Origin of the sequence: Maribacter sp. PR1 (assembly GCF_028464145.1) — a bacterium.
GTDB lineage: Bacteria > Bacteroidota > Bacteroidia > Flavobacteriales > Flavobacteriaceae > Maribacter.
The window spans coordinates 1-11,103 of sequence record NZ_JAQPCG010000010.1 but is presented as its reverse complement, the minus strand read 5'-3'; the positions used below and the strand labels follow the sequence as shown (position 1 = coordinate 11,103).

Sequence of the window (11,103 nt, the reverse complement as noted above, 5' to 3'; positions counted from 1 at the left end):
TATGTGTACCCATAACGAAAATAAAAATTATACAAGACGTGATTTTCTTACAAAAACCAGTTTAGGAATGGGAGCCCTTTCATTGGCTTCTATTATTGACCCAACGGGTTTATTTGCCAAGGAAAAACCATTGTTGATCAATCCAATTAATGGAGGAGTTTTAGGTAAACCTCATTTTCCGCCCAAAGTTAAACGGGTAATATATTTATTTCAAAGTGGTGCACCGTCCCAGTTGGATTTATTCGACCACAAACCGTTATTGAATAAACTTAATGGCCAGAATTTACCAGAAAGTGTACAACAAGGGCAACGCCTTACTGGAATGTCATCAGGGCAAGCCACTTTACCTATTGCAGGGTCTCCTTTTTCTTTCAAGCAGCACGGGGAAAGTGGTGCTTTAGTCAGTGAGCTGATGCCATATACCTCAAAAATTGCCGATGAACTTTGTTTTATAAAATCAATGTATACGGAGGCCATTAACCATGATCCAGCGGTAACATTCTTTCAAACAGGATCACAACTTCCAGGAAGACCTTCCATTGGTTCCTGGGTAAGCTACGGATTGGGTACGGATAATAAAAACCTACCTGAGTTTGTTGTGTTGGTAACTAAGGATAAATATGGTCAGCCTTTATATTCCCGAACTTGGGGAAATGGTTTTTTGCCCTCTCAACATCAGGGTGTGCAGTTTAGATCAGGCAAAGACCCCGTACTCTATTTAACCAATCCTCCCGGTATTGATGGTAAAAGTAGAAGGGCACAACTTGACCATCTTCAAAAGCTCGAAAAACTAAATCACCAAGATGTTGGTGATCCCGAAATTTTAGCCCGAATGGCCCAATATGAAATGGCATTTCGTATGCAAACGTCCGTACCTGAAATTATGGATACCTCCGACGAGTCCGAAGCCACCTATGAATTATATGGGGAAGATAGCCGAAAGCCTGGAACCTTTGCTGCCAATTGTCTACTTGCCAGAAGACTTGCCGAACGTGATGTCAAATTTATTCAATTATACCATCAAGGCTGGGATCAACATGGAAATTTACCGAATGCCATTAAGGTTCAATGTAAAGAAACCGACCAGGCGACTGCCGCCCTGATTACCGATTTAAAGCAACGGGGTTTATTAGAAGATACTTTGGTGATTTGGGGAGGTGAATTTGGTAGAACAAACTATTCCCAAGGGCAGCTTACGGATACAAACTTTGGCCGTGATCATCATCCAAAATGTTTTACAATTTTTATGGCCGGTGCCGGAATCAAAAAAGGATTTTCTTTGGGAGCTACAGATGATTTTGGATATAATGTGGTGCAAAGACCTGTTCATGTTCACGATTTTCAAGCCACACTTATGCATTTATTGGGGGTTGACCACGAACGTCTCACTTTTAAGTCCCAAGGCAGAAGATATAGACTTACCGATGTACATGGTGATGTCGTAAAGGAAATACTCGCTTAAAAAAGAAAGAACATGTACAGTAAAAAAAGAAGAAATTTTATTAAAAAAACGGCTATTGCCGCAACGGCAGGAGCTGTTTTACCCAATTATACATTTGGGATTATAAATCGAAGAAACATGAAAGAAGTGGTTGGCCATGGAGACTTTAAATATTACGTGGATAAAGAGTGGGGCGTTCAAGACCCTTCTAAAGTTCCAGTAAATGACTGCCATGAAATGGTACTAGACACCCAAGGCCGTATTTTTATGACCACCACAGGAACTGATAACAATAATGTTATAATCTATAACAAGTCAGGAAAGGTACTTTCTTCTTGGGGCACCCAATTTCCAGGAGCCCATGGATTATCAATAGCAGGTGAGGGTAGTGACCAGTTTTTATTTATTACCGATCCAGAAACACACCAAGTACATAAAACCACATTGGACGGCAAAATTATTATGACGCTTAATCGACCAAAAGAGATTAATGGGTATGCTAAAAATGAGGAGTTCAAACCAACTGAGACGGCAATAATGTCCAATGGTGATTTCTTTGTTGCTGATGGTTATGGTAAAAACTTCATTATTCACTACAATGCCAATGGAAAATATCTAGGACATTTTGGAGGAAGTGGGAACAAGAATGATCAATTTAATTGCTGTCACGGTATAACTTTAGATACGAGAGATAGTGCCAAACCTACTCTGTTAATTACATCTCGTGCGAGTCAGGAATTTAAACGTTTTTCGCTAGATGGAAAACACATAGAAACAATTTCTCTCCCAGGATGTTCTATTTGTAGACCCGTAATCCATGGAGATAATATCTATTTCGCAGTTATCGTAACCAAAACTTGGGATTCGTGGGATGGTATGCTTGCTGTTCTAGATAGGGACAATAAAGTAATTTCATTACCAGGTGGAAGCACTCCAGAATATACAGATGGAAAATTAATACCTCCAGTTTTCGATGGTAACACATTTAGAAATCCTCATGATGTTCTCGTAGATAAAGATGAGAATCTTTATGTTCCACAATGGGCATCCGGAAAAACCTATCCTATTAAATTAAACCGTATTTAAGAACACCATTGAGGATGAATCTATTCCTAGTATTTGATTTCACCAATTTTGTTGGTCGGTTTCATCCACTTTTTGTACATCTCCCTATAGGATTTTTGCTTTTAGGCATTCTAATGGAATGGTACCAGAGATTCCGTAAAAACGAGAAATTGAGCAACTTAATTAGCTACACCTGGCTTTTGGGAGGATTAGGTGGTGCTTTGGCAGCTTTCTGTGGGTGGTGGTTAGGTGAGTCCGGTTTGTATTTTGAGGACGATCTATTTCTACATCGTTGGATCGGTATAGCAATAGTAGTATTAGCTTTCATAGGGTGGTGGATAAAGAAAACTCCTAAAAAATATCCTAATATTATCCATCATTGCGTAAATATTCTTCTAATTGCAATCCTTACTTTCGAAGGACATTTGGGTGGAAATCTGACACACGGCGAAGCATATTTATTTGAGTATGCACCTGAAGGAATAAGAAATATGGTGTTGGGTGAAAAAGAAAGAGCCGTAGATCTCTCCACGGCAGATTCAGTTATTGTATACAATGATTTAGTAAAGCCTATTTTTCAAGAAAAGTGTTTTGCATGCCATAATAATAAAGTGAAACGTGGAGGTTTAAATATGGCTTTCAAAGATTCTTTGTTAGCAGGGGGTGATGGCGAATCGGTATTATTGGCAAATAACGCTCAAGAAAGTGAGTTATTTAGACGTATAACCCTTCCGAATAATAATTTAAAGTTTATGCCACCAGTTGGTAACCCTTTGACCTATGATGAAATCAAAATAATAGAATGGTGGATAGAACAAGGGGCATCTTTTGATAAATTAGTAGTAGACGTAAATGTAGCGGAAGATATCAAACCAGCTTTAATACGAAAATATAATCTAGATACCAGTCCAAGACCATATTATGAAATGGTCAGTATAGCACCAATGGATAGTATACAGTTAGAAGCTTTGGAAGAAAAGGGTTTTACCGTTAACGTCTTAGGGGGTAAAAACCCACTATTGGATGTAAAATATTCGGGAAAGGAATTGACCAATGAACTCCTAAAAAGTCTAGAACCTGCTGCGAAACATATAACGTGGCTATCGTTGGGAAAAACTAATATATCTGACGAAGGACTTTTAATAATTGCTAAGTTTGAGAACTTGACAAGATTACAACTAGAAAACACTAAAATATCTGACAAAGGAGTTAAAGCCATATCGAATCTAAAACATCTAGAAGCCCTAAATCTATACGGCACGGAAGTTACGAATGATTGTCTATCAGATATAGGCAAGATGGAAGGACTTAAAAGAGTTTATTTATGGGCAACTAAAGTCAATGCTTCCGATGCCAAATCATTGGAAGAAAGCAAAGAAGGTCTTCAAGTAATTATAGGCCAAGGCTAAAGGACTAAACAATGAAATTGGGGTAACTTTGAAATTTAAGAACAGTAAGCCATGGGCTAAGCATGGGTTGTTTCTTTATATTTTCAAAGAACTATTTATTAAGTTCCATATTATTGGAAAATAAAAAAATCCACATCTAACGATATGGATTTTTTACTTAATGTGGGCCCTACTGGATTCGAACCAGTGACCCCCTGCTTGTAAGCGCGAATATTTGTGTTTTCATTTACTTTCATTTTTCTTCAATTTCTGGAAACCCTTGTATTTATTGGGTTTTTATTTTTACTTGCTTTCATGCGTTTTCAAAAAAAGGTGGAATTTGTTTCACCTATGTTTCACCCCTAAAGAGAAAAGCATGGTAAGTATTAAATTAAAATTGAAAAACAAATCAAACGCTGAGGACAAACATTCTATTGTTTTACAAATACTGAAAGATAGACAGAAAAAAGTTATTGCAACTGGACTTTTGGTCAAAAAAATATTTTGGGATGAAAAGGAACATTGTTTTAAAACCAGACATCCTAATTCGATGCAGAACAATCGTTTGTTGGACACCATTAAAATCAAAGCGAGGAATATCATTTCTGAATTTGAAATAGACGATATTGATTTTACCCTGAATGAATTTGAAAACCGTTTTCGATTTGGTTCAAAAAGAAGTAAAATCAATTTGTTCGAATTTTGGAATTCGGTCGTTAGGGATTTAGAATTATCCGGCAGAATGGGTTACGCCCGAACAAATAGAGATACTATAAACTCTTTAAAAATCTTTCATAACAGACCCGTATTATATATGCGTGAAATCAATACTACGTTCTTGGATAAGTATGAAGTCTTTCTAAGGAGCAGAGGCGGTTCAAATGGAGGTATCTCTGTGCGCATGAGAAGTATACGGACGATTTTTAACTTGGCGATTCGTAGAGACTTAATTAAGCAAAACCTATATCCTTTCCATAAATACAAAATATCCAAGCTTCGCGGCAAACGGATCAAGCACGCCTTAACTATATCGGAAGTCGAATCTTTCAAAAATGTGGATTGCAAGGAAGACATCCAGCTGATCCATGCCAAGAACTATTTTTTATTTAGTTTTTATACCAGAGGAATGAACTTTGCCGACATGATGCGACTAAAATGGTCCGATATTTCAAAAAAACGAATCACTTACGCACGGGCTAAAACTCAAGGTAATTTTTCCATAAAGATTTTGCCTCCAGTTAAAGAAATCTTGAATTTCTACAATCAGAACAGGACAGATACAAACTATGTCTTCCCTATTCTGTTATATGAAGGCATGACACCAATACAAATCGAGAACCGGAAACACAAAACACTCGGGCATTATAATAAAAGTTTAAAAATACTCGCTAAGAAAGCAGGTATAGCCAAAAATGTCACTAGCTATGTTGCACGTCATAGTTTTGCTATGTGCCTACGTGAGAAGGGTATCGGCATTGATGTAATCGGGGAGACACTTGGCCATAAAAGTGTGCTGACCACAAAAGCGTATGTTCGCGAGTTTGGCATTGAAGTATTGGATGAGGCTGTAGAAGTATTGTTATGGTGAAATATTCAATATGATGTTTATTTCAGTTAAAAGGCGGACTTTTGAAAGATAATTTCCGGTATAGCAATCTGGATTATGGCCATGTTATGGACGGTGTAGCCTTCCCTAATAATAGACCAATTAAAATTTGTTGAGCTGTTCGTTTTTTAGGGGTTTGCATTCAAGGATAAAAGAGGTCCTTGTAGAAAGTCCCGTCAAGAAAACGAATTTATCGCTTTACTATCGGTAAGGCGGACTCAATCCTCCTTTTAGCTTTGGAATGAAGCTCTTCTAGAACGCTCAAGACAGGTCCTCCTTTCTTGTCCCAATCGCAATCGGGGCGGGAAGGGTTAGCGGAATGAAAAGCTAAAAGCGGGGTATGTGTCCAAGATTATTTAGTGAAGCTCATTTTCTGAAATGGAGGGAAACGGAATGAAGGGAAATGTGCTGAACGGTTAAAAAACAATACTATTTTAAAAAAGTACAATTCCCAGTACTTTTGCTGTTAATTTGAGATTAAAAGGCAAACTATCAATGAAATGAACTGTTGGACACATCATTAAGACTATCGTTTTCAAAAATTTAATGGTGTTCACTACTGACCCAAATATTTATTTGGAGGGAATGAAAATCACCCCACCACACTACTCAACTTGAACATAGGTAGGTACATAGAAACTAAGATCACCCCCACAAAAATTCCAATGACCACAATTATTAAGGGTTCCATCAAGGTGGAGAGGAGTTTTGACTTTTGCTGTACCTCTAAAGCATACTGATCACTCAGTCTTTTGAAAATATATTCGGTTTGGTTGGTTTCCTCGGCCACCTTGACCAAAGAGACCATTTTGGGGCCGAAAATTGGGTTTTTGGCCATGCTCTCATGGAGGCTCTTTCCCTTTAGGATATTTTCCTCCACCTGGGTCAATGCCTGATTCAAAGGTTGAAAACTAATCATTTTATTGACCAGTTGCATGCTATTTAGCATAGGAACTTTGGAGGATGTCAATAGCTCCACAGCCTGGGTGAACTGGGCCAAGTGCACCGTTGTAATGAAGGACCCTAAATAGGGTATTCGCTTCATGATACGGTCTTTACCTGTCCTATACCAATCCTTTTTTGAATTTACTTTTCCCAATACGAAAAGAAGGAGTATCGTTACGGGTAAGGTCCAACCATAATCCCTAATGAAATTGGAAGCACTAATGATCATTTTGGTAATCCCGGGCAATTCCACGCCATTCTGCTTAAAAATATCCTCGAACATGGGTACCACCATGCGCAACATAAAGACCACAACCAAAATAGCGGTGCATAATATGATGAGTGGATACGTCAATGCATTTAGCAAATTCCTTCGCTGTTCGTTCTTACGCTGATAGAACTGTCCCAATTCCTCCACAATACGGGGAAGGGTGCCTGTCTCCTCCCCTATTCTTATGGAATGATATTCATACTCTGTGAACTCGTTCATATGCTCGAGAACTTCATGGAAGCTATTTCCGGCTATCAAGGAATTCGACATTCCTTCAAAAAAGCCGATGTACTTTTCTTTTTTTTGACTCCCTTGAATCAGGGTAATGGCATCTTTCAACTGGATTCCCGCTTTGAGCAATACCGCCAATTCCGAGTAAAAGTCTTCCTTTCGTTTGTTGCCAAACAGCTTTCCAAAGGACACTTCCTTTTGGAGCAGCTCCTGAAGCCAATCCTTTTGTTCGGTTTCCTTAGGGGTCGTAATAGTATGTTCTAGTTTAAATCCGCTCATGGTACAAGGTTCATGTAGGTTTCCGGGGTGTTTTCCTTAAAAACGAATATATTCGCTCCTCCAGTTTCTTTACTACTTTCAATCGATATGGCATCTATTTCACCATTGGAAACTTCTCGGTTCTCAAAATAAAAGGTGACGGAATCATATTCCAACACAAGAATGTCTCCATTGGAAATGGTTTGGTTCTCCAAGAAATAGGTGCGTTCCCCGTTCGCATTGCTGAAATATAGGGCTCCCTTTTTTTGATCAAGATAGATAGAGGTATACTTGGTGAAGTCCATCCATAGGGTTTGTCGTAATCCGTTTACATCGTTCTTTACACGATATATCTGTTCTATCCCGTTCATTTGTTTTTGCACAAGGTTCAGCACTGCAAAGGCCATTCCAACGATTACCGTTGTTATAATCAGAACGACCATCATCTCCTGAAGGGAAAATGCCTTTATTTTTAAGTCCGACTTATTCCGCATGGATGATGGTTTTAGTCAAACGTTTTCCCGTAGATTCCTGAACAGCCTCTATTTCCAATAATGATTTCCGACCTTCCGATTTATTGGCCATGGATATGTCCCAATCCATAAAGCGCTCTTCATGGGGAACGGAAATAGCTCCATTGCTCCATTCATAGTGCAAATGGCCCAAGTAGTTTTCTATCCTCTGGGTGTTGGACCTCCTATTTTCATGTACGATATTGTTCAATACCATACTTGAAACCATGAAAATGATAACAATCAAAACCGTGGCTACCAAGGTTTCCATCAACGAGGATGCCTTTATTTTCTTTAATAAAGCCATTGCATCAGTTTTTTATTACCGATCCTCGATTCCAAGGGAATACCCACGTAATGTGGAGAGAGTTGCGTACTGTTTATAATGCCCCCGTAAATATGGTTCTGATAAATATTTCCATTTTCCAAGGCCATGAAACCATCGGTGGTTACCATCCCATTTACAGTTCCCTTCAATTCCAAGTTTTGTGAGCAAAAGATTTCCCCTTCGATAATGGCATTTGTTTCCACCTTTACCTGTGGGAAATATTGCTTTTCTTCGATTTCTTCCATAAACATCAGAAATCCCTTAATAAATGTGTACTTGTCTACAAACAGCGATCTATTTTTTGAAGGGTCCGATGTGTTTTGGTTTGACCGTTTATTGGATTTGTCCACCACCAATACCGTAGGATAAAATAATTGACAACCCTGTCCCACTTCAATTTTTTCTGTGGCAATCGCCTGAAAATTTCCGGTAACCCTATCCTCTATGATGATTTCAGGTGCCAATAGCACAACATCCCTCAACTGGACGGTATTTCTCACGGTGATTTTTTTATCGGCGACGATAATCAAGTTACCCGTCAGGGCGATATTTTCCAGTGTAATACTTCCGCTCTTAAAAACTTTTGTCTCCTCCTGAAACGAGTTTTTTATTCCCTCTCTTGGCAAGGCCTGTAAAAGGATACCATTAGGACGGTAATTCGGGTTACTGAATTCCCGTAAGCGAGCTTTAAATTCCCCCGAAAGCTCCGGTAATTTTTCCTTGCTGGGAATACTGTTCCCATACAACAACCGTGGGTACGGATATGAGTTTCCACCTATATTGCCCATTTTCAAGCCTTGTTTGGGCAAATAGGCCGTACCTGTAATTTTTGTGTTTCCCGCCAGTACCACCGGTCTTTGATGGTCGCTGACATACAGCGCAGGTATCTCTTCGGTATCCTTACCTCCTACCAATCCATATTTGGTATAGGTTGTATTTTTATGGGAGGAGGTAACCGTTCTTTTTTCCAAAAGCCCCCAAAATCCTTTTTCCACCCGGATTTCAATGGGCAAATCTCCTAGTTTTTGAATGGATAATTCCTTGCCTGATTGCTCGGTATTGGTCAAGGAAGCTTTAATTCCGTAATCCGTTCCTTGCAGTACTTCGACCAGGATACCGGATTTCTTTTCAAAATGTTTTTGGGTATAGGTGAGCAGTAAAAAGGATAATAATAGGAGGGCTACTATCGCACCAATGAACAGTACGAACTGCAAAGCCCCTGCCTGTATTTTCCTAAAAACCATCATTCGCTCAAGAGTACCTTTTCCGTAATACCATTGTAACGAACCCGTATATAATCCTTGGAACCTTGAAGCAATTTTACCTCTTGCGCGGTCCCGTTTATCTCCATCATGTGTTGGGTGCCGTCTATGATGACAAAGAAAATGCTGTTTTTAGCGTCAGCACCTGAAATAAAACCTTTATAGCCAATATTCTTCTTTGGTTTTTGAGGGGTCTCCTTTTTAATGGCTTTTACCTTGGGTTTTGACTTTGGAGTTTCAAAGGTTCCTAAAAAAGGGTCTCTATAATTGGCGACAATATCAAATTTCTTGCGCTCTTTAATTTGAGTAGGAACGAACTTTTGAACATCCATAGCGGTGTTTTCCAAATCATTGGAAGGGTTTATGGCCTTGACCAAACGAAACCCGATAATGCCCCATATGCCTATGACGAGAATCAATAGCAAGTATGTCCGATGTTGTTTCTTCACCCTGATTTAGTTTTTAGTGCTTTCCACCCAAAAGGCATGCGTCTTATATTCAGTTTCAAAATCACTATTCATCGCCTTTACACGCCACTCGTAACTACTATCGGATAAGGGTTTTACAAAGCTTGAACCCAAATAAGTACTGTCTACCACCACTAGGGTATCGATTACTACTTGCACAGCATTCTCAAAATTGGGTTGGGCCACTTGCACATGATAGCTATTAGCCTCAAAAACCTCGTTCCAACTGAAACGTACTTCATTCTGTGTTACCACAACGCTATCGGAAGGGGCCAATAAATTTAATTCTTGGTCGGAAATATCCGTTACCTCCAAAAGCTCTTCGCAACTACTTAAGAAAATGATTCCTATAAGAAGTATTAGGGACAAAAATGGTCTCATATTATAATTTTAAATAGTCAAAGGAAACATCCAGTTTTTTGGCCTTTTTCTCTGTCCCTTTCGGACAGGATTGTCCATTTACCAAGATGGTGGAAATTTCAGGTCGACTTCGCTGATTCAATTGCCAACAGAACCCTGCCGTTTCATAGTCGAAAATTTCCATGATACTGGTTTCCAACTGAATGAACGTACCATTATTCCTTACTTCAAGGTATACCCTATCCCCTTTTTGAATTAGCTGTGCTTGGGTAGCTTTGGTCAGAATAGATTCCTGGGGTGTATCTGAAACCAAGGAGATTTCCGTCAACAATTCCAAACCTGGATCGTCCTCAAGATAATCGAGCATGACCTGGTTCATTTCCCGGTTCAAATCCTGTTTGAGCCGTACAATATCCGTGATGCGTAATTGAAAGAAGCGTGGGGCAGATTCCAAACTATCATTAAATTGGACATTTACTTCCTCTCCCAAATGTTCTTTATACTTTTTATATTTTGAATAAGAGGATTTGGTAAAGGGAACCGAATGTATATGCACAGAAATAGGTGTGCTGAGTTTGGGTTCTCCCACTTTCCGGAATCCTTTGGTGAATAGGTCATCTGTGGCTTCGCCAATGGCTCCTAAACCCGCAGTTTTACTCTCTACATTCTGCCATTTTTTTAAGGGCGAACAGGACATAAAACATAACGTTGTCACTAGCAAAAATAGTTTTAGTTTCATAGGTTAGGTCGATTTGGATATCTATAACGAAAAATCGTACAATGTGTTGTACGTATTTCGACGAATAACGCGTAAGCTTTAGCGTTTTAAGGTGAAGTGCCCAGTATAAACCTGATCTTGGTCGTAAACAAAGCGAAACCAGTAATCCGAAGCGGGCATGGGTTGCCCTTGATAGGTACCATCCCACCCTTCTGAATTATAGGCCAATTGTTTTAACAGCTTGCCATATC

The 11,103-nt window shown here is 39.1% G+C and carries 12 protein-coding genes; 4 read left to right on the top strand and 8 right to left on the bottom strand.

Features of this window, described 5'->3' with window-relative positions:
* Position 1 precedes the first annotated feature (1 nt).
* The 4 genes from PP182_RS18430 to PP182_RS18415 all read left to right on the top strand — a co-directional run bounded on the left by PP182_RS18430 (position 2) and on the right by PP182_RS18415 (position 5,482).
* Complete coding sequence (locus PP182_RS18430) at positions 2–1,462, top strand: DUF1501 domain-containing protein (RefSeq protein WP_272652743.1); 1,461 nt, start codon at positions 2–4, stop codon at positions 1,460–1,462.
* A 12-nt stretch (positions 1,463–1,474) separates the two neighbouring features.
* On the top strand, positions 1,475–2,527 hold the full coding sequence (locus PP182_RS18425; protein ID WP_272652742.1) for a 6-bladed beta-propeller: 1,053 nt from the start codon (positions 1,475–1,477) through the stop codon (positions 2,525–2,527).
* 14 nt (positions 2,528–2,541) lie between these two features.
* Positions 2,542–3,915 carry a c-type cytochrome domain-containing protein gene (locus tag PP182_RS18420; protein WP_272652741.1) on the top strand — a complete coding sequence of 458 codons (1,374 nt, stop codon included), beginning with the start codon at positions 2,542–2,544 and terminating at the stop codon, positions 3,913–3,915.
* Positions 3,916–4,270: 355 nt separating this feature from the next.
* On the top strand, positions 4,271–5,482 hold the full coding sequence (locus PP182_RS18415; RefSeq protein WP_272652740.1) for a site-specific integrase: 1,212 nt from the start codon (positions 4,271–4,273) through the stop codon (positions 5,480–5,482).
* Positions 5,483–6,092: 610 nt separating this feature from the next.
* On the opposite strand, the gene PP182_RS18410 is transcribed toward PP182_RS18415, so the two are convergent.
* From PP182_RS18410 to PP182_RS18375, 8 genes are all read right to left on the bottom strand, one after another.
* Entirely contained in the window at positions 6,093–7,226 is a 1,134-nt protein-coding gene (locus tag PP182_RS18410) for a type II secretion system F family protein (RefSeq protein ID WP_272652739.1), read from the bottom strand.
* Positions 7,223–7,699: a PulJ/GspJ family protein gene (locus PP182_RS18405; protein ID WP_272652738.1), complete on the bottom strand. Its 477-nt coding sequence runs from the start codon at positions 7,697–7,699 to the stop codon at positions 7,223–7,225. The genes PP182_RS18410 and PP182_RS18405 overlap by 4 nt, the downstream gene beginning before the upstream one ends.
* Complete coding sequence (locus tag PP182_RS18400; RefSeq protein ID WP_272652737.1) at positions 7,689–8,024, bottom strand: hypothetical protein; 336 nt, start codon at positions 8,022–8,024, stop codon at positions 7,689–7,691. The genes PP182_RS18405 and PP182_RS18400 overlap by 11 nt, the downstream gene beginning before the upstream one ends.
* Entirely contained in the window at positions 8,012–9,292 is a 1,281-nt protein-coding gene (locus PP182_RS18395) for a hypothetical protein (protein ID WP_272652736.1), read from the bottom strand. Before PP182_RS18395 ends, PP182_RS18400 begins: the two co-directional genes overlap by 13 nt.
* On the bottom strand, positions 9,289–9,756 hold the full coding sequence (locus PP182_RS18390; RefSeq protein ID WP_272652735.1) for a hypothetical protein: 468 nt from the start codon (positions 9,754–9,756) through the stop codon (positions 9,289–9,291). Before PP182_RS18390 ends, PP182_RS18395 begins: the two co-directional genes overlap by 4 nt.
* 6 nt (positions 9,757–9,762) lie before the next feature.
* Positions 9,763–10,155: a hypothetical protein gene (locus PP182_RS18385; protein WP_272652734.1), complete on the bottom strand. Its 393-nt coding sequence runs from the start codon at positions 10,153–10,155 to the stop codon at positions 9,763–9,765.
* A gap of 1 nt (position 10,156) precedes the next feature.
* Positions 10,157–10,873 (bottom strand): hypothetical protein, encoded by a 717-nt coding sequence (locus PP182_RS18380; protein WP_272652733.1) that lies wholly within the window; start codon positions 10,871–10,873, stop codon positions 10,157–10,159.
* Between the two features lie 78 nt (positions 10,874–10,951).
* Positions 10,952–11,092, bottom strand: a complete 141-nt coding sequence (locus PP182_RS18375; RefSeq protein ID WP_272652863.1) for a T9SS type B sorting domain-containing protein — start codon at positions 11,090–11,092, stop codon at positions 10,952–10,954.
* Between the last annotated feature and the right edge of the window lie 11 nt (positions 11,093–11,103).